Annotated in this window: 16 protein-coding genes; 11 read left to right on the top strand and 5 right to left on the bottom strand. The window is 33.6% G+C overall.

Features of this window, described 5'->3' with window-relative positions; all coding sequences use genetic code 11:
• Positions 1 to 35: 35 nt before the first annotated feature.
• The gene (locus tag EDB96_RS15220; RefSeq protein ID WP_243839354.1) at positions 36 to 1,283 is read right to left on the bottom strand and encodes a T9SS type A sorting domain-containing protein; all 1,248 of its coding nucleotides are present in this window, start codon (positions 1,281 to 1,283) and stop codon (positions 36 to 38) included.
• Positions 1,284 to 1,619: 336 nt separating this feature from the next.
• Between EDB96_RS15220 and EDB96_RS15215 the strand changes: the two genes are divergently transcribed.
• Together EDB96_RS15215 and EDB96_RS15210 are read left to right on the top strand one after the other, a co-directional pair.
• Positions 1,620 to 2,618, top strand: a complete 999-nt coding sequence (locus tag EDB96_RS15215; RefSeq protein ID WP_134141747.1) for a DUF2157 domain-containing protein — start codon at positions 1,620 to 1,622, stop codon at positions 2,616 to 2,618.
• Positions 2,615 to 3,781, top strand: coding sequence for a hypothetical protein (locus tag EDB96_RS15210; RefSeq protein WP_134141746.1), 1,167 nt, complete (start codon positions 2,615 to 2,617; stop codon positions 3,779 to 3,781). The genes EDB96_RS15215 and EDB96_RS15210 overlap by 4 nt, the downstream gene beginning before the upstream one ends.
• A gap of 135 nt (positions 3,782 to 3,916) precedes the next feature.
• On the opposite strand, the gene ytxJ is transcribed toward EDB96_RS15210, so the two are convergent.
• The gene (ytxJ, locus tag EDB96_RS15205; protein ID WP_134141745.1) at positions 3,917 to 4,306 is read right to left on the bottom strand and encodes a bacillithiol system redox-active protein YtxJ; all 390 of its coding nucleotides are present in this window, start codon (positions 4,304 to 4,306) and stop codon (positions 3,917 to 3,919) included.
• A 206-nt stretch (positions 4,307 to 4,512) separates the two neighbouring features.
• Here ytxJ and clpB point away from each other — a divergent pair, with 206 nt between their 5' ends.
• The 6 genes from clpB to EDB96_RS15175 all read left to right on the top strand — a co-directional run bounded on the left by clpB (position 4,513) and on the right by EDB96_RS15175 (position 10,820).
• On the top strand, positions 4,513 to 7,110 hold the full coding sequence (clpB, locus tag EDB96_RS15200; RefSeq protein WP_134141743.1) for an ATP-dependent chaperone ClpB: 2,598 nt from the start codon (positions 4,513 to 4,515) through the stop codon (positions 7,108 to 7,110).
• Positions 7,111 to 7,526: 416 nt separating this feature from the next.
• Entirely contained in the window at positions 7,527 to 8,408 is an 882-nt protein-coding gene (locus EDB96_RS15195; RefSeq protein ID WP_134141741.1) for a DUF808 domain-containing protein, read from the top strand.
• 337 nt (positions 8,409 to 8,745) lie between these two features.
• Positions 8,746 to 9,156, top strand: a complete 411-nt coding sequence (locus EDB96_RS15190) for a hypothetical protein (RefSeq protein WP_057118411.1) — start codon at positions 8,746 to 8,748, stop codon at positions 9,154 to 9,156.
• Positions 9,157 to 9,268: 112 nt separating this feature from the next.
• Positions 9,269 to 9,538 (top strand): hypothetical protein, encoded by a 270-nt coding sequence (locus EDB96_RS15185; RefSeq protein ID WP_134141739.1) that lies wholly within the window; start codon positions 9,269 to 9,271, stop codon positions 9,536 to 9,538.
• The gene (locus EDB96_RS15180; protein ID WP_134141738.1) at positions 9,538 to 9,816 is read left to right on the top strand and encodes a type II toxin-antitoxin system RelE/ParE family toxin; all 279 of its coding nucleotides are present in this window, start codon (positions 9,538 to 9,540) and stop codon (positions 9,814 to 9,816) included. Before EDB96_RS15185 ends, EDB96_RS15180 begins: the two co-directional genes overlap by 1 nt.
• A 113-nt stretch (positions 9,817 to 9,929) precedes the next feature.
• Complete coding sequence (locus EDB96_RS15175; protein ID WP_057118408.1) at positions 9,930 to 10,820, top strand: carbon-nitrogen hydrolase; 891 nt, start codon at positions 9,930 to 9,932, stop codon at positions 10,818 to 10,820.
• A 121-nt stretch (positions 10,821 to 10,941) separates the two neighbouring features.
• Here the strand turns inward: EDB96_RS15175 and EDB96_RS15170 are convergent, their stop codons facing one another.
• Positions 10,942 to 12,201 carry an OmpA family protein gene (locus EDB96_RS15170; protein ID WP_057118407.1) on the bottom strand — a complete coding sequence of 420 codons (1,260 nt, stop codon included), beginning with the start codon at positions 12,199 to 12,201 and terminating at the stop codon, positions 10,942 to 10,944.
• 200 nt (positions 12,202 to 12,401) lie between these two features.
• Positions 12,402 to 13,919, bottom strand: a complete 1,518-nt coding sequence (locus EDB96_RS15165; protein ID WP_134141737.1) for a choice-of-anchor I family protein — start codon at positions 13,917 to 13,919, stop codon at positions 12,402 to 12,404.
• A 183-nt stretch (positions 13,920 to 14,102) separates the two neighbouring features.
• On the opposite strand from EDB96_RS15165, the gene EDB96_RS15160 reads away from it, so the two are divergent.
• Complete coding sequence (locus tag EDB96_RS15160) at positions 14,103 to 15,143, top strand: agmatine/peptidylarginine deiminase (RefSeq protein ID WP_134141735.1); 1,041 nt, start codon at positions 14,103 to 14,105, stop codon at positions 15,141 to 15,143.
• A 345-nt stretch (positions 15,144 to 15,488) separates the two neighbouring features.
• Here EDB96_RS15160 and fahA read toward each other — a convergent pair whose 3' ends face one another.
• Entirely contained in the window at positions 15,489 to 16,772 is a 1,284-nt protein-coding gene (fahA, locus tag EDB96_RS15155; protein ID WP_057118404.1) for a fumarylacetoacetase, read from the bottom strand.
• A 109-nt stretch (positions 16,773 to 16,881) separates the two neighbouring features.
• Between fahA and glyA the strand changes: the two genes are divergently transcribed.
• Entirely contained in the window at positions 16,882 to 18,156 is a 1,275-nt protein-coding gene (gene glyA / locus EDB96_RS15150) for a serine hydroxymethyltransferase (RefSeq protein ID WP_057118403.1), read from the top strand.
• Between the two features lie 130 nt (positions 18,157 to 18,286).
• The gene (locus tag EDB96_RS15145; RefSeq protein WP_113678404.1) at positions 18,287 to 18,880 is read left to right on the top strand and encodes a tRNA-(ms[2]io[6]A)-hydroxylase; all 594 of its coding nucleotides are present in this window, start codon (positions 18,287 to 18,289) and stop codon (positions 18,878 to 18,880) included.
• The last annotated feature ends 204 nt before the right edge of the window (positions 18,881 to 19,084 follow it).

Below are 19,084 nucleotides of genomic sequence, written 5' to 3'. Positions count from 1 at the left end.
GATTTGTTTCAATGACCTTATTTTATGAAGTAAATTTAGTTTTTTACCAGTTTAAAAGTTTTGCTTCGGTTTTCTATTTGTACTTTACAGATATATAGGCCTTTGGTAAGATTTCCAACATTCAGTTCTAATTTTTCATCGCCAGAGATATTTTTTGATTGCGAATATACTTTTGCACCATTCGATGAAAATAAATTAACCTGAGCCAATCCATTATCTGTACTTGAAAAATCTATATTTAAAAGACGATTAATAACCGATGGATAATATTTTAGATCTAAGTTATTTGTATTTTCATTCAATCCTAAATTATTGCAGCTTGTAGATAAAACACCTTGAGCAGTAACTTGAAGTGTTGCTCCAGCACCACAAGAAGAATTCGAAACGAATCCTGCAACGTTAGCGATTGGTAAAGTACTGTAAGAATAAGAAGGTTTAGTTACAGCAGTTCCTGAACTTGTTGGCGCATTTAAACAATCTGAAAAAGCAATTCCAATTGTACCGCCATCTGTGCTCACATAGTTTTTAAAAGCAGTTCCAATTTTGGCAAAATCAGTACCTTCTACATAACAAGTTGTGTTGTTGCTTCCACCGCCTAAACCAATTGCAAGCGAACCCGATACTGATGTATTGTAATAACAGTTTAAGATATGAAGTTCGGCATTTCTTGCTCTAGGCATTCTTTCTTTACAGCCTTCAGCCCAATAACAGTTTTTAAAAGTAATGCTGTAATGACCGTCAGAAGGAGCGTCGGTTTTAGAAGAGCCTACTAAATCTGAAAAACGGTGGTCATCTGCACCGCCGGATCCGCCAGATTTTGGAGCCTTTAAGTAAATAAACTTACACCAAGAAACAGTTACATTATCTGCTGCACCTTTGTTGTCAAAATTTCCATCCATTCCATCTTGAAATTCACAATGATCAACCCATATATTGGTTGCTTCAGAGGTTAGATTATCGCGTCCGTCAACATCATAAGCACCTGGGCCCTCAAAAATTAGATTTCTAATGATAATATTATTTGATCCGGGTTTTAAACTTAAAATTCCAGAACCTGCAGCGGTTTGATCTAAGTTTACTAATCGTGCTCCAGGAAGACCGATAATGGTCTTGTCATTCACTAGGAGGCTCGTGTATGAACAATTTATAGTTCCAGAAACTAAAATAACCTGCGGAGTAGTCAGCTTTAATTTTGCTGTTAAATCGGTTAAAGTCGTCACAGTTACAGGAGGCGCATTTCCGCCTCCAGTTGCTGAAGCTCCAAATCCTTCTGGTGAGCTCATAAAATAATTTTGAGCAAAAAGATAGGAACATGGCAAAAGGAGTGCGAGTAGAATAAGTTTTGTTTTCATTTAAGCGTGGTTTTTTGTGGTTTTAATAGTTAATGTAATCGATTGCACAAATGTAAAAGAATAAAAATTATTTCAAATTAATTTATCAATTTTTTATCATTTAATGTTTTGATTACAAGTATTATAAGTGTTGTTTTTACACTAATAATTATTTCATGATATTAATAATCAGGTAAAAGATTCGGGTAATGATTGAAAAGGTTTTGAAGTAAAAGGAGAAAATTCATGCTAAATACATATATTTGATAATCACTTTAAACAATTCGAATGAAAAAATTTGACGAGCAGTCTACTTTAAGTCTTTATGAAAAAGGTTTAATTACAGAAAATCAGTTTGAAGAAGTTAAAGCATATCGAAATTTAAATATCTTTTCGGTAAATGCAGAATTAAAGTTATTTCTTTATTTATCTGTTTTATTATTTACTTCAGGAATAGGAATTCTGATTTATGAAAACATAGACACGATTGGTCATATTGCTATTCTTTCCCTTCTTTTAATCGTAATAGCAATTTGTTTTTATTATTGTTTCAAGAATTCAAAAGGTTTTCAAAAAACAGAAACAACTTTCGAGCATCCTGTTTTAGAATATCTGGTTTTATTAGCTAATATTTTAACCTGTATTTTTATTGGTTACCTTCAATTTCAATACAAACCTTTTGGAGAACATTATGGATTAGCAACTTTAGTTCCAACAATAGTCAGTTTCTTTTGTGCATACTATTTCGACAATAAAAGCGTATTAACAATTGCCGTAACCGGTTTAGCAGCTTATATCGGACTTTCGGTAACGCCTCAGGATTTATTAAACGGGAATGATTTTTATGCCAGCGATAGTTTGAGCTATTCTGCTGTTATGCTGGGAGTTTTACTCATAGTATGGACCATTTATAGTAATCGAATTTCCCTTAAAACTCATTTTAGTTTGATCTTTCTAACTTTTGCTCTGCATATTATCAGTATTGCGGCAATAAGCAATTTACTGCATCATTATATTTTAATTTGGCTGATTTTCGCAGGAGTTTTAATTGGTTCAACATTTTATTTTTATAAAGTTAGTTACGAATTCAAAGCAATGTCGATCTATGTATTTATGATTGTGTACGGTTATGTTGGAATAAATATATTGATATTTAGAATTTTCGAAAATGTTGATTTCTCCAATATTTGGGAATTATTTATTTTCTTATTACCGGCATATTTTATCGGTTCAATTATAATGTTCATCAAATTAATCAAAAACTTTCATAAAGAAATCGCGGAATGATAGTATACGACAAACAAATATTAAATAATGATGCATTAGTTGATGAAGCCGATACTTTATACAAAGGAGGTTTTATAAGCAAAGAGCAGAAGAAGTTTATAAAAAAAGAATTACCCGTTTTTAAAAGTCAAGATAATATTCTGGTGAGGCTGGGGTTCTTTTTGTTGGGGAATTTATTGTATAGTTCGATATGTGGAGCAATTTCTATTTTAGGATTAAGTTCAGAACATATCTTTCTTGAAATTTGCTGTTACTTGTTTGCTGCTGTTGGTTTTGTGGGCTCAGAATTATTGGCAAAACAGAATTTCCATAACCACGGTTTAGATGACTCATTTATATTAGGAGCACTTTTAAATGTGGGATTTGCTATCGGAATCACTACAGAAGGTTATGAAATAGTTATTGCTTTCTTTGTGGCTGTTGTGGCCATTTTTATGTTTTTGAGATATTTACATTTACTATCGATGCTGGTGTTTTGTCTAGCTGTAACAGCTTTTTTATTTTTCGGAATGTTTGAATTCGGAGATTTAGGAAAAGCTATTCTGCCTTTTACAGCAATGATTTTAGCTGCAATTTTTTATTTTGTAACAAAGAAATTAATTAATAATCTAAACGAAAGTTACTATTACAATGGACTTCTATTAGCCAATAGTTTTTGTTTAGTGCTGTTTTATCTTTCTTGTAATTATCTGGTAGTTAGAGAGCTTTCTGCAGAACTTTTAGGAACAGAAATTAAACCAGGAACTGATATTCCATTTGCATTTTTCTTCTACGGATTTACTTTTATTGTTCCAATTGTGTATTTGGTTCAGGCTTTAAAAACAAAAGATAGGATAATGTTGTGGATCAGTTTTTTAGCTATTGGATTTTCAATTTATACAATCCGTTTTTATTACGCAGTTTTACCTATAGAAGTTGCGCTGACTCTTGGCGGGCTTATTTTATTTGCAATTGCCTATTTCTCCATTAAAAAATTAAAAGGAAAGGAAAGTGGCTTAACTTTTAAGCCTGATAGAATCAATCATTCAGATGCTATTTTAAGCGCTGAAGCTTTAGTAGTAGCTTCTACTTTTGGAATGAAACCGGAAGTAAAACCACAAGCTTCTCCTATGGAGTTTGGAGGTGGAGGCTTCAGTGGAGGAGGTTCTGATGGAAGTTTTTAGAAATGTAAAATGTGACATGTAAAATGTGACATGTAAAATGTGACATGTAAAATGTGAAATGTGAAATGTGAAATGTGAGAAGAAATAACTATTACTCCTTAACTGTCTTACATTTCACATTTTACAAAAAAAAAATTACACTTTACTTTTTAAAGCTTGTGCGTCAATATCGCTGTGGGAAACATTATAAACTGCTTTTCCATTTTTAATTAAAATTAATTGCGGAGATTCGTGATAAACACCGAATCTGCTTGCTATTTCATTTGAAATATCGCGATGAGCAATCAAATCTAAGAAATACGCATCGACAATTCCTTCAAGATCATAATCTCTTTCAAATTGTTTTAATGCCATTCGGCTGATACTGCATCTTGTACTATGTTTAAAGATAACCACTGGTTTTTCATTTGATATTGCTTCGATTTCCATTAATTGAACAATATCTGTTAATTCTGTCCAGTTTACTTTACTTTTTGGAGCTTCTGAGTTCTCTGAACTTCCGAAGATTGAATTAAAAAAACTCATATTTGACTTGTTTTATGACTTTTTGACATTTAAAAATGATAAAAATCATCTTTTTAATGTCATTTTGTCTTTATTTTTGATATGGAATATAATTTGTCTATTCGAATACAAAGTTAGAGTATTTGAACTAAAAAAGTATCTCAATAAGTTGTAACTTTAATCTTATTGAATACCAGATAAATAAAATCAATCAAATTGAAAAAAATATGAATATTAACAAGTTTACTATTAAATCGCAGGAAGCCATTCAGTTGTCACAGCAAATAGCACAACGAAATGGCCAGCAGCAAATTGAAAATGAGCACATTTTCAAAGCAATTTTTGAAGTTGATGAAAACGTGGCGCCTTTTATATTGAAAAAATTAAATGTTAATGTGCCTTTGTTTTTACAAATTCTAGACAGTACAATTCAGAGTTTTCCAAAAGTTTCAGGAGGCGACATTCTGCTTTCGAGAGACGCCAATAAAGCTTTGAATGAAGCTGAAATTATTGCACAAAAAATGAACGACGAATATGTTTCGATCGAACATTTAATTTTAGCGATTTTCGACTCAAAAAGTAAAGTTTCTCAGATTTTAAAAGATCAGGGAGTTACTGGTAAAGGTCTAAAAGCCGCAATCGAAGAACTTCGCAAGGGAGAAAGAGTGACATCAGCTTCAGCTGAAGAAACTTATAACTCCTTAAATAAATATGCTAAAAATTTAAATGAGCTAGCGCGCACCGGAAAACTAGATCCTGTTATTGGACGTGATGAAGAAATTCGCCGTGTGCTGCAGATTCTGACTAGAAGAACCAAAAACAACCCAATGTTGGTTGGGGAACCCGGAGTTGGTAAAACTGCAATTGCAGAAGGTTTAGCACACAGAATCGTTGATGGGGATGTACCGGAAAACTTAAAAGATAAAATCGTTTTCTCATTAGATATGGGAGCTTTAATTGCCGGTGCAAAATTCAAAGGAGAATTTGAAGAACGCTTAAAATCAGTTGTTAAGGAAGTTACAGCTGCAGAAGGGGATATCGTTTTGTTTATTGATGAAATTCACACCCTTGTAGGCGCGGGTGGAGGAGAAGGCGCCATGGATGCTGCCAATATCTTAAAACCTGCTTTAGCTCGTGGTGAGTTAAGAGCAATTGGAGCAACGACATTAGACGAATATCAAAAATATTTTGAGAAAGATAAAGCGCTTGAAAGACGTTTCCAAAAAGTTCTAATCGACGAACCAGATACAGAAAGTGCGATTTCGATCTTACGTGGAATTAAAGAGAAATACGAAACACATCATAAAGTTCAGATTAAAGACGAAGCTATTATTGCAGCAGTTGAACTTTCGCAACGTTATATTACAAACCGTTTTTTACCAGATAAAGCCATTGATTTAATGGACGAAGCGGCTTCTAAACTGCGTATGGAAATCAATTCAAAACCAGAAGAATTGGATGTTTTGGATCGTAAAATAATGCAGTTAGAAATTGAGATTGAAGCCATTAAACGCGAAAAAGAAGAAAGCAAACTGAAGATTCTGCATATGGATTTGGCGAATCTAAAAGAAGAACGCAACGAAATCTACGCAAAATGGAAATCAGAAAAAGATGTTGTTGACGGAATTCAGGCTGTAAAACTTGAAATCGAAGACTTTAAGTATGAAGCAGAACGTGCAGAACGTGATGGTGATTACGGAAAAGTGGCCGAAATTCGTTACGGAAAAATAAAAGAAGCACAGGAACGTCAGGAAGCTTTGCAAAAACAATTACTTGAATTTCAATCGGGTACATCTTTGATTAAAGAAGAAGTTACCAGAGAAGATATTGCCGAAGTTGTAGCAAAATGGACAGGAATTCCAGTAATGAAAATGCTTCAAACAGAAAGAGAAAAACTCTTGCATCTTGAAGATGAGTTACACAAACGTGTAGTAGGACAGGAAGAAGCGATTGAAGCCGTAAGTGATGCTGTTCGCAGAAGTCGTGCTGGTTTACAGGATATGAAAAAACCAGTTGGAACATTCTTATTTTTAGGAACAACAGGAGTTGGTAAAACAGAGCTTGCAAAAGCATTGGCCGAATATCTTTTTGATGATGAAAACGCCATGACGCGTATCGATATGAGTGAATACCAAGAGCGCCACAGTGTGAGCCGTTTAGTTGGTGCGCCTCCAGGATATGTAGGTTATGATGAAGGAGGTCAATTGACAGAAGCTGTTCGTAGAAAACCATATTCTGTAATATTGTTAGACGAGATCGAAAAAGCACATCCAGATACCTTCAACATACTGTTACAGGTTCTAGATGAAGGGCGTTTAACAGATAACAAAGGTCGTCTGGCTGATTTTAAAAACACAATTATTATCATGACTTCTAATATGGGAAGCCAGATTATTCAGGAGAAATTCGAAAATCTGAAAGGTGGAGTAGAAGCAGCAACAGAAGCAGCTAAAAACGAAGTTCTAGGATTATTAAAACAAACTGTTCGTCCAGAGTTTATCAACCGTATCGATGAAATCGTAATGTTTACGCCGCTTACAGTTGATAATATTTCGAAAATTGTAAGTTTACAGCTTAAGAGCGTTACTAAAATGCTGGCATTACAAGGAATTACAATGGATGCAACTCCAGAAGCAATTGCTTATTTATCAGACAAAGGATATGATCCTCAATTTGGAGCAAGACCTGTAAAACGTGTTGTACAAAGAGAGGTTTTAAACCAGCTGTCAAAAGAAATTCTGGCAGGAAATATAACAACAGAGAGCATTATTTTATTAGACGCTTTCGATGGCAAATTGGTTGTTAGAAACCAGACAGCTAATTAATTTTTTTTTTTCATTGTTAATCTTAAAAGCATCAGTATTTTACTGGTGCTTTTTTTTTATCCGTGAATTCTGAAACTTTTACCCTCATTTGTGTAACAACAGATTTATTAAAAACATAGAATTTTATAATTAATATAAATCAAACAAATTCAAATAATTAATTTAAAAAAAGAAAAGCTATGAATAATATATTTAGAGGTTTAATCGCAGGATATGGTGCAAAAAAGTTAGGTGGAGGATGTTTCGGAACTATTTTAGTTTTTATTATTATCTGGGTTATTTTAGGACAATGCAGTTAATTTTTCTGCAGATTGTAATACAGAAAATTACGAATAAATCGATAAATTTTGACAAGATATTGTTGGGAAGATTAAGTCAAAATGTCTAGATTCGCATCACTAAAATAAATTTAAAAAATGGCTTCAGGTTTTTTCGTTCTATTAGATGATATCGCAGCAATTATGGATGACGTTGCAGTAATGAGTAAAGTTGCCGCAAAGAAAACAGCTGGAATTCTGGGTGATGATTTAGCAGTAAATGCTGAAAAAGCATCAGGATTTGCTTCATCAAGAGAACTTCCCGTTTTATGGGCAATTAGTAAAGGTTCGTTGCTGAATAAAATAATTATTCTTCCAATTGCATTTTTATTAAGTGCATTTTTTCCAATCGCAATCATGGTAATTTTAGTGCTTGGAGGATTGTTTTTAGCTTACGAAGGAGCCGAAAAAATATACGAATTCATATTTCCGCACAAACACGAAGAAGCAGAAGGAATTACTGAAGAAGTTTTAACCGAAGAAGAAATTCTAGTTGTAGAAAAAGCAAAAGTAAAATCTGCAATTGTAACCGATTTTATTCTTTCTGTAGAAATTGTGATCATTGCTTTAGGGACTGTGATCGGAAAACCATTATTGTCGCAGATTATTACAGTGTCGATTATTGCCGTAATTGCAACAGTTGGTGTTTATGGTATTGTAGCGCTTATTGTTCGCATGGACGAAGTAGGTTTCAAAATGATTCAGCACAGTAAAAAAGAAAACAGCCTTTTAAAAACTGTTGGAAACATTTTAGTTCAAGCGCTTCCAAAAGTAATTAAAGCACTAACTATTATCGGAACCATTGCATTAATATTAGTTGCGGGCGGATTATTTGTTCACAACATTGAATTCTTTCACCATCTTTTCCCATCATTGCCCGCAATAGTAAAAGAATTTTCCATTGGACTTGTAATGGGATTTATTGTTCTGGGAGTTGTAAATCTCTTCAAAAAGCTTTTTAAAAAGAAAATAGCTAAATAAAAAAAAGAAAATATATTTAAAAGAAACATCAGTTAACGCTGGTGTTTTTTTATTTAGAAGCACGCTAATTCGTTTTCAAAAGTACTTTTTGTCCCGCTATCCGCTATATCTTTTCCCCGCTAAAGAAGCGGGAAAAAGGATGCCGCTTCTATCGGGGCTAAGTAAGATCTTTTTATTTTCATAAGAATTAACGGTAATTGTAAAACTTTTTTTTAATAAATAAGTTTTTGATTTATAAGTGTTTAATGTCCGGTTAGAAATTTTTAACATTTTTTCAAAGCAACCATTGCAACCAACCCGCATCTTCATAGTAATTAACAATTAATTATTATTTTATATGAAAAGTTTTAGATTAAAATCAGTTTTGGTAGTATTATTTTTATCAATTGCATTTGTTTCATGCAACAACGACGACGATGAAAAGCCAGTAAACCAAAATACAAAGGCAGCATTAGTAACAGAAATTAAAGGACCAGCGACAGGAAAAGTAAATGACGAATTGAGCTATGAGGTAACGTATATTGTAGATAACGCTTGTGCTGAATTCGACAAAATCTCTGAAGTAACAATTGGAACAGAAAAAGGATTACAAGTAATTGCAAAATATCCATCAGAAGTTTGTACACAACAAGTTCCGGAACCTAAGAAAACAGTTTATAAATTTAAATCAACAGTAAAAGGAACTTTTGAAATTAAATTCAAAAAATCAGAAACAGAATTCTTAACTCAAAAAGTAGTTATCGAGTAACAACTTGCATAGTTGATTTTTTAGGTTGTAAAACCATTTTGCAAATGTTTAATTTTAAACTGCTGTGAAATGGTTTTTATAGTTTAAAAAAACTGATTCAAAATACTTATCTTTGAAAGATCAAAATAATATGATTATGGGAGCTTTAGAGTTGAGAGAAAGTGTGTTAGAATATATTAATACGGCTGATGAGCGTCTTTTAAAAGTTGTAAAAGCAGTTATTGAAAGCTATCAGGAAAAAGAAATAGTTGCATTTTCAGTAGAAGGAAAACCAATTACGAGGAGTGAATATAAAACTCAACTAGCAGATGGTAAATTAGAAATTGAAAAAGGACAATATACTTCTCAGGAGGATTTAGAAAAAGAATCTGAGAACTGGTAATGGAAAAGAATTTAAAGGTAGTGTGGACTGATACTGCCAAGAATCATTTAAAAACAATTTTTAATTATTATAAAGAAAAATCGATTCAAGGCGCTAACAATATTAAAAGTGAAATTCTAGGTACTACTAAAAATATACATTTTAGGGAACAGTATCAAAGAGATGAAATTGAACCAGAATATCGAAGAATTATAGTTAGGGATTATAAAATATTATATTTTGTAAAAGATGAAGTGATTTATATTTCTAAAATCTTTTCTACAAAACGAAATTTATAAACAATTATCGAAAGAGCTGAAGAGCTCTTTTTGTATATCATATAGTTAAGTAAAGTAAACTCGCTTTGCCATTCCTTTAAAAAGTGTTATTTTTGCACTCTAAATTTTATGTCATGCCGAAAAGAAAATATAAAATATCAGTAATTCAGTTAAACCTTAATGATGTTGCTGAAAATAATCTTAAAAAATGTATCAGCTGGGTAAGAGACGCTGCAAGTCAAGGAGCAGAAGTTATTTTACTACCTGAATTATATAGCAGTCATTATTTCTGCCAAAGCGAAGATGTAGATAATTTTGCATTAGCAGAACCACTTTACAGTACTTCATTTATTGCTTTTAGCGAATTGGCAAAAGAATTAGGAGTGGTAATCATTGTTCCTTTCTTCGAAAAAAGAATGGCTGGAATTTATCATAATAGTGCATATATCATTGATGCAGATGGTACAGAAGCAGGTTTATACCGTAAAATGCATATTCCAGACGATCCGCATTTCTATGAAAAATTCTATTTTACGCCAGGTGATTTAGGTTTTAAAGCAATTGAAACTAAAAAAGGAACAGTTGGAACTTTAATCTGCTGGGATCAATGGTATCCAGAAGCTGCACGTATTACAGCTTTAAAAGGAGCAGAGGTTTTATTCTACCCAACTGCAATTGGATGGCATCCTAAAGAAAAAGAACAATACGGAGAAAACCAATACGGAGCTTGGATGAACGTAATGAAAGGTCATGCCGTTGCAAATGGTGTTTTTGTCGCTGCAGCTAACAGAATTGGTTTAGAAAAATACATTGAAGGAACAGAAGGAATTCAATTCTGGGGAGCTTCTTTCATCGCTGGACCTCAAGGAGAAATATTAGCTCAAGCTTCTCACGATAAAGAAGAAATCTTAATTGCAGAAGTTGATTTAGATTTACAAGAAAATGTTCGTCAAAACTGGCCATTCTTTAGAGATAGAAGAATTGATGCTTTTGGCGACATTACAAAAAGAGCAATTGATAAATAATTAAATTTATCTTTATAATAGAAAAGGACAAAGCTTTTATGCTTTGTCCTTTTTTTATGTGCAAATAAAAAGGCGGTTTCAATATTTGAAACCGCCTTTTCTATATTTAAATTCTTTAGAATTATCTTACTTGGAAAGTAACTCTTCTCACGATTTGACGTGCTTCTTTAGAATTTTTGTTCACAGAAGTATCTTCACCGTTAGCAATTACATTTAATCTAGAAGCATCAATTCCAGCATTTGTTGCTACTTTTTTCACAGCTTCAGCTCTTTTTCTAGATAATTCAGTATTGTAGCTTGAGCTTCCAATTTCGTCAGCATATCCAATGATATCTGCAGATTTACCAGGATTATTTTTCAAGTATTTTACTAAGAAATCAACACCAGATAAAGAAGCGTTTGTTGGTTTAGACGAATTGAAATCGAAATAAACGTTTACATAACCACCGTTAATTAATTCTTCAACAGTATTGTTTGTAGCTGTTCCAGCGCCTTTCTTTTCGTAAGTTTTATCTAAATAGCTTTCTAACTCATCCGGCACACCATTTTGATTCGTATCAATAGATTGTCCTTTTGTGTTAACAGCTACTCCTGCAATTGAATTTGGTTCTAAATCGTATAAGTCAGCAACTCCATCTTTGTCTGAATCGATAAGACCAGTTTCGATTAAGTCCACTCTTTTTTCCAATTCACCAATTCTATCTTCTTCGCCAACCCAGTCAGCATGTTTTTCATTTTTACCTAGGTAGAAAGTTAAACCAACAGAAGCATTTAATAAAACACCGTCAAAAGATCCAGTTGTTGTATTACCCATTCCGTCGAAGTTCCAGTTTTGTCTTCCGTTAACAATTCCAGTAAGATCTCCAGTTAAGGCAACTCTATTGCTTAATTTGATTTGTCCAGTTAAACCAGCGATTCCATGTGCCATGTAATCTTGTCCGCCAAATCCTGTTTCAGTACTAATTTGAGAAACTCCAAAACCACCATGTGCCAAAACACCAATAGTGTTTGTCCAAGTTTCAAAATTTAAGGCACGTCCAACATTGATAACTCCTTGTAAACTCGCTCTAACGTAACGGCTTTCAAAATCTGGAGTATTTTTTTTCTCTTTAAATTGGTCGTATCCAACATCTAATTTCAAACCAAATTTTGGATTAAACATATATCTCACACCCAAATCTCCGTGAAAAAAATTCGCAGATTCTGTAGTGTAACCAGGAGTCATTGTTCTCGTAGGTTTGTTAACACCACCATTAAGTTCGATAGACCATTTGTTATATTCTTGATCTACACTTGGTGTGGTAGAAGTCGGAGCCATATTTTGTGCGCCTGCCGCAATGGATAGTAGTAATAAAGATACTGATACTAATTTCTTTTTCATGATATCAAAAATTAAATTGTTTTTATTTTAAACTCATGACAAAATTAGAGGACGTGTTTCAGAATGTGTTCTATATGCTCTTACATAATTCCCACCTTTTGGCATTTAATTATGTAAATACGTTAATATTAGTATAATAGAAACCAAAAAAAAAGAACAAAATTCACATTTTGTTCTTTTAAGTATTTGTTAAAATTGTATTATTTCAAATCTGGCTGATAAATTTTAACCGTTCCATCACCTTCACTGCTTACTACTAATAAGCTTCTTTTTGTAGGACTTTTCGAAGCTGGAATGAATAATATGCCTTCTGGTGCGTCACCTGTTTTTACAGTTTGTAAATATTGCGGCGAATTTGGATTAGTAACATCATAAGTCATAAACGCATCAGATCTTTCTAGACCAACAAACAAAATGTTTTGAGATCCCATTTTTGCCACATATACGGCTTCGGGTTCAGAACCTTTATCGTCACTTCGTTTATCATCGTAAGTTCCTAATTCGTTAGTTTTTTTATCTACATCATTTTTACTGTCATAAACGATTTTTCCAGTGTTTCCATTCCAAATAGAGAACGATCTTGCGCCAAAACTTACCATTTCGTCTAAATCTCCATCGCCATCTGTGTCTCCCATATCAGTAACAAGATTTAATCTTCCTAAATTAGCGTCTAGTTTCAAAGTAGCTGCATCAGGAAAAAGAGTTGCATCAAGTTTTAAACTTTTCATACGTTTGATATCTGTGTTGGCAGTATATTCTCTTGCATCACCTTCGTTTGCAGTCACAAAATAAGGAACATTATTAGCAGAAAAATGACTAATAGCATCTGGCATAAACATTCCTTTTACTTTCCAAGGATTAAAAGCAATTTTATCATCACTGTCGCTTACATCAATAGCATTTTCAGCAGTATTGAAATCTTTAAAACCTAAAGGATAAATAGCAGTAATTGTTTTAGAAGTTAAATCAACTTTTGCTACACCGTTGTTTTCTTGTAAAGTAACCCAGGCAGTTTTAGAATCGTCAGAAATTGTAATATATTCTGGCTCAATATCCTGAGCGAAGCTTTTAGCAGCTTTTGAAATTCTAAATCCATCTTTTGCTAATGCAGCAGCCTGACCGCTGAAAGAAGCGAAATCTAAAGTTGTTACAGTATAAGTACTAGTTTCGATGATTGAAATCGTTCCGTTTGGATCTTGAGAATAATCTGTATTTGGTTCACCCTCATTAGCAGTCATAATATATTTTCCGTCTGGAGAAAATGTAATCATGTCAGGCAAGGCTCCAACTGTAACTTGTTTGATTAAACTGTAATCTGAAGTATTGAAAACAGCAACTTTGCCGTTTCCTTGTTTGTTTGCTGTAGATTCTAAAGCCACAGCTAATTTTCCGTCAAAAACAGAAACACTATTTGCTGCACCTTCGTAAGCTACCAGATCAATTTTTCCAATTTTTGTTGGTTTTGTTGGATCGGTAATATCAATAACATCAATTTGGTTTACACCACTATTGTTTACAGTAAATAATTTTTTTGTTTTTTCGCAGTAAGCAGAGATTTCAGCAGCAGCTTCGCCTCCAATAGTAATAGAGCCAATTTCTTTAAAAGCTGCAGGGTTTTCGTTTACCACAATTTCAGGTTCGTTGTTTGTGTTTTCATCATTATTACAGCTTGCCATTATAAAAAGAGCTGTTAATAGAGAAATAGATACTTTTTTCATGTGTTAGTTTTTAGTTCCGGCAAAAGTAATTACAGCATTTCTGTTCAAGATTAAGAATGTATTATTTAATCTTTAACTTAATTTTTGGAAGATATTTGTTGTGAAACCCCAATCAATTTTAATCAATAGTTTTATAATCCTAGCGAATGCTTATCTTTGCACTTTCTAAATTAGAACCTATTTATGTCAACAAATAATAGAAGATTTCCAGCAGAATGGGAAAAGCAGCAAGGAATTGTATTGTGTTTTCCACATAATGGCAACGATTGGCCAGGAAAATACGAAGCAGTTCAATGGGCTTTTGTAGAATTCATTAAAAAAGTAGCCACTTTTGAAACGGTTTTTTTAGTCGTGGCCGATGAAAAGCTAAAAGAAAAAGTTGCCGAAATGCTTGAAAGAGCCCGCGTAAACATTCAAAACGTTTCTTTTATTATTCATAAAACAAACAGAAGCTGGATGCGTGATTCTGGACCAATTATAGTAAAAAATGGTTCTAAAAGAGAAGCTTTAAATTTCAACTTCAACGGTTGGGCAAAATATAAAAACTATCAGCTGGATAAATTTGTTCCAGGTAAAGTTGCTAATTTTATTGATGTTCCATTAACTCAGGTTACTTACAAAGGAAAACCAGTAATTGTTGAAGGCGGCGCTATTGATGTAAACGGAAAAGGAACATTACTTACTTCTGAAGAATGCTTAATGCATCCAACAATCCAAGTTAGAAATCCTGGTTTTACTAAAGAAGATTACGAAGCCGTATTTAAAGAATATCTTGGAGTTACCAATGTAATTTGGCTGGGAGACGGAATCGAAGGTGATGATACACACGGACATATAGATGATTTATGCCGATTTGTAAACGAAGATACGATCGTTACAATTGTAGAAACAGATAAAAATGATTCTAATTATAAACCTTTGCAGGATAATTTAAAACGTCTGCAAAATGCAAAATTAGAAAACGGAAAATCACCAGTTATTGTAGCGTTACCAATGCCAAAACGTGTTGATTTTGAAGATTTAAGACTGCCAGCAAGTTATGCTAATTTCTTGATTCTGAATAATTGCGTTTTAGTTCCAACATTTAATGACAGTAATGATCGCGTAGCATTGAATATACTTTCAGAATGTTTTCCAGACAGAGAAGTAATCGGAATCAGCTGCATTGATTTCATATGGGGATTCGGAACGTTACATTGCTTAAGCCAGCAGATTCCTTTATAGAAATAACTGCTACTAGCTAATACAGTATAAATTTTATTTTTTTGTCAGGCCTGAGCGAAGTGGAAGCCCACGCAAAGTTTTTTCTCAAAGTTTGAATAATATAATAATCTAAATCCGAAAGGTTTTTAAAACCTGTCGGGTTTTATTGCGTTTACTATAAAATGAAACAAGAATAAATTATCGCAACATTCAAAATAAAAAAAGCTTGTTAGAGTAAACTAACAAGCTTTTTTATAATTTATCGATACCATCAACCATTAACCATTAACCATTAACCATAAACAATTAAAAAAATTAAAAATTAAAAATTAAAAATTAACCATTAACAATTAATGTCTTTTCTCTTCATGGTCTAATAAATGGAGGTAAAAGCTGGCTGCAAACTTCTCCGAAACCAATTCTTACTTCTGCATTTTCGCAGAAACCTCTAATGATTACAGTATCATTATCTTCAATAAATTTACGTTCACTTCCATCATTTAATTTCAACGGATTTTTTCCGCCCCATGTTAATTCTAACATAGAACCAAAACTATCAGGAGTTGGTCCAGAAATAGTTCCTGAACCCATCATATCACCAGAATTTACACGGCATCCGTTAGAAGTGTGATGCGCCAATTGCTGACTCATCGACCAATATAAATACTTGAAATTTGATCTTGAAATAATAGTTTCTTCTTGATCCTCAGGTTTTAGAGATACTTCTAAATGAATGTCAAAAGTCTTTTTTCCTTTAGTCTGAAGATAAGGAAGCGGTGATGGATCTTGTTTCGGCCCCTTGGTTCTAAAAGGTTCTAGAGCATCCATAGTAACAATCCATGGAGAAATAGAAGTTGCAAAGTTTTTAGCCAAGAATGGTCCAAGCGGTACATATTCCCATTTTTGAATATCGCGCGCACTCCAGTCGTTCAATAAAACCATTCCGAAAATATAATCTTCGGCTTCATAAGTTGGGATATTTTCTCCCATTACATTTACATCTGTCGTAATAAAAGCAGTTTCAAGCTCAAAATCTACTAAACGAGACGGTCCAAAAACTGGATATTTTTCTCCAGCAGGCAGTGTTTGCCCCATTGGTCTGTGCACCGGAATTCCCGATGGAACAATTGTAGAGCTTCTTCCGTGATATCCAACTGGAATATGAAGCCAGTTTGGCAATAAAGCATTTTCTGGATCGCGGAACATCTTTCCTACGTTTGTAGCATGCTCTTTACTAGAATAGAAATCAGTATAATCACCAATCAAAACTGGTAACTGCATCTCTACATCTTCGATTTTAAATATAACAATATCTCTGTGTTTTGTTGAATCTCTTAGCTGTGGATTGTTTTCGTCGAAAATATCAGCGATGCGATTTCGCACCAGACGCCATGTTTTTTTTCCGTCAGAAATAAAATCATTCAGCGTATCCTGCATGAACATATCATCGGTTAAATCAATTCCTTCAAAATAGTTTAATTGTTGTAAAGCCCCTAAATCTATAGCATAGTCGCCGATTCTTGTTCCTACGGTAACGACATTTTCTTTGGTAAGAAACACGCCAAAAGGAATATTCTGAATAGGGAAGTCGCTATTTTCTGGCACTTCTAACCATGATTTTCTACTGGTGTCGTTGGCGGTTATAGGCATGTTTAATGTTAATTATTTGTTGAAAAATTACATGTCAAATATATCATAATCTAGCAGTTTGACAAACGTTTTTTTGTATTTTTGCGTGAAATTAACGAAAAACAAAGAAATGCAACGCGACGAACAAATTTTTGATCTTATCCAAGAGGAGAAAGAAAGACAAATTCACGGACTAGAACTTATCGCTTCAGAAAATTTTGTAAGTGATGAGGTAATGCAAGCAGCTGGGTCTGTTTTAACTAATAAATATGCAGAGGGTTATCCTGGCAAAAGATACTACGGCGGTTGTGAAGTAGTTGATGTTATTGAGCAGATTGCTATTGACAGAGCCAAAGAATTATTTGGAGCTGAATATGCAAACGTACAGCCTCACTCTGGTTCTCAAGCAAATACTGCTGTTTACCATGCATGTCTAAATCCTGGTGATACAATTTTAGGTTTCGATTTATCTCACGGAGGTCACTTAACTCATGGTTCTCCTGTAAACTTTTCAGGTCGTTTATACCGTCCTGTTTTTTACGGAGTAGATGCTGAGACTGGTCGTCTGGATTATGATAAAATTCAAGAAATTGCAACTAAAGAACAGCCAAAATTAATTATCGCTGGAGCTTCAGCTTATTCTCGTGATATGGATTTTGCTCGTTTCAGACAAATTGCTGACAGCGTAGGAGCGATCTTATTTGCTGATATTTCTCACCCTGCAGGTCTTATTGCTAAAGGATTATTAAACGATCCAATTCCACATTGTCATATTGTTTCTACAACAACTCACAAAACACTTCGTGGGCCACGTGGAGGTCTTATTTTAATGGGGAAAGATTTCGAAAACCCACAAGGTTTAAAAACTCCAAAAGGAGAAATCAGAATGATGTCTTCATTATTAGATTTAGCTGTTTTCCCTGGAAACCAAGGTGGGCCTTTAATGCACATCATTGCTGCTAAAGCGGTTGCTTTTGGTGAAGCACTTAAAGATGAGTTCTTTACTTATGCAATGCAATTACAAAAAAATGCAAACGCAATGGCTGATGCTTTCGTAAAAAGAGGTTATAATATTATCTCTGGCGGAACAGATAACCACATGATGCTTATTGACTTAAGAAATAAAAATATTTCTGGGAAAGAAGCTGAAAATGCATTAGTAAAAGCTGAAATTACAGTAAATAAAAACATGGTTCCGTTTGATGATAAATCTCCATTTATCACTTCTGGAATCCGCGTCGGAACAGCTGCAATCACAACTCGTGGTTTAGTTGAAAAAGATATGGAAACTATTGTAGCTCTTATCGATAAAGTTCTTACTGATCACACAAACGAAGATCTTATTGAAGAAGTTGCAGAAGAAGTAAACGAATTAATGAGCGAAAGACCGATTTTTGCGTATTAAGAAATAGTTTCAAGTTTAAAGTTTCAAGTTTAAAGTTTTACGCTGTTCGAAAGACAGTTTGAAACTTTAAACTTTTTTCGTTCCTAAAAGAACCTGAAACCTGAAACCTGAAACAAAATAACAAAAGACTATGGGCGTACTAAGATTACAATTGCCAACAGATCCAAGATGGGTAAATATTGTTGAGAAAAACATAGAAGAAATCTTGACAGATCACGCGTGGTGCGAGCAGAAAGCAGCAACAAACGCGATCACAATTATCACAAATAATTCAGAACATCAAGATTTAGTTCAAGATTTATTGGCTTTGGCCAAAGAAGAAATCGATCATTTTGAACAAGTTCATAATATCATCATCAAAAGAGGACTAAAACTAGGTCGTGAGCGTAAAGATGATTACGTAAATGAATTATACCAATACATGAAAAGAAGCGGTGACGGAAGTCGTGTTTCTGGACTTGTAGAAAGATTATTATTCTCAGCAATGATCGAAGCTAGAAGCTGTGAGCGTTTCAAAGTTCTTTCTGAAAACATAAAAGACGAAGAACTTGCTGTGTTTTACAGAGAATTAATGGAAAGCGAAGCGGGACATTATACAACTTTCATCACATACGCTCGTAAATACGGAAAAGGAATCGATGTTGAAAAACGTTGGAGAGAATGGCTGGAATTTGAAGAATCTATCATTACCAATTACGGAAAGGGAGAGACGATACACGGGTAAGTTTTAGTTTTAAGTCTCAGTTGCAGTTTTCAGTTTTTTCGTTTGTCAGGCTGAGAGAAGTCGAAACTATCTTGTAAATAAAAAAATCCGTTTTAATCAGCGTTTTCGCGAAAGCGAATCCGTTTAATCCGTGTTCTATTTACGCAATAATTTAATAAAATCTACAATCTAAATTCTAAAATTCCTTACATTTGAGAGTAACCA

Source organism: Flavobacterium sp. S87F.05.LMB.W.Kidney.N, from assembly GCF_004366435.1.
GTDB lineage: Bacteria > Bacteroidota > Bacteroidia > Flavobacteriales > Flavobacteriaceae > Flavobacterium.
This window is presented reverse-complemented; position numbering and strand designations above follow the sequence as displayed.

Excerpts from the sequence above, each read along its gene's own strand:
- EDB96_RS15220 (WP_243839354.1), bottom strand. The coding sequence starts at position 1,283 with ATGAGCTCACCAGAAGGATTTGGAGCTTCAGCAACTGGAGGCGGAAAT.
- EDB96_RS15215 (WP_134141747.1), top strand. The coding sequence starts at position 1,620 with ATGAAAAAATTTGACGAGCAGTCTACTTTAAGTCTTTATGAAAAAGGT.
- EDB96_RS15210 (WP_134141746.1), top strand. The coding sequence starts at position 2,615 with ATGATAGTATACGACAAACAAATATTAAATAATGATGCATTAGTTGAT.
- ytxJ (WP_134141745.1), bottom strand. The coding sequence starts at position 4,306 with ATGAGTTTTTTTAATTCAATCTTCGGAAGTTCAGAGAACTCAGAAGCT.
- clpB (WP_134141743.1), top strand. The coding sequence starts at position 4,513 with ATGAATATTAACAAGTTTACTATTAAATCGCAGGAAGCCATTCAGTTG.
- EDB96_RS15195 (WP_134141741.1), top strand. The coding sequence starts at position 7,527 with ATGGCTTCAGGTTTTTTCGTTCTATTAGATGATATCGCAGCAATTATG.
- EDB96_RS15190 (WP_057118411.1), top strand. The coding sequence starts at position 8,746 with ATGAAAAGTTTTAGATTAAAATCAGTTTTGGTAGTATTATTTTTATCA.
- EDB96_RS15180 (WP_134141738.1), top strand. The coding sequence starts at position 9,538 with ATGGAAAAGAATTTAAAGGTAGTGTGGACTGATACTGCCAAGAATCAT.
- EDB96_RS15175 (WP_057118408.1), top strand. The coding sequence starts at position 9,930 with ATGCCGAAAAGAAAATATAAAATATCAGTAATTCAGTTAAACCTTAAT.
- EDB96_RS15170 (WP_057118407.1), bottom strand. The coding sequence starts at position 12,201 with ATGAAAAAGAAATTAGTATCAGTATCTTTATTACTACTATCCATTGCG.
- EDB96_RS15165 (WP_134141737.1), bottom strand. The coding sequence starts at position 13,919 with ATGAAAAAAGTATCTATTTCTCTATTAACAGCTCTTTTTATAATGGCA.
- EDB96_RS15160 (WP_134141735.1), top strand. The coding sequence starts at position 14,103 with ATGTCAACAAATAATAGAAGATTTCCAGCAGAATGGGAAAAGCAGCAA.
- fahA (WP_057118404.1), bottom strand. The coding sequence starts at position 16,772 with ATGCCTATAACCGCCAACGACACCAGTAGAAAATCATGGTTAGAAGTG.
- glyA (WP_057118403.1), top strand. The coding sequence starts at position 16,882 with ATGCAACGCGACGAACAAATTTTTGATCTTATCCAAGAGGAGAAAGAA.
- EDB96_RS15145 (WP_113678404.1), top strand. The coding sequence starts at position 18,287 with ATGGGCGTACTAAGATTACAATTGCCAACAGATCCAAGATGGGTAAAT.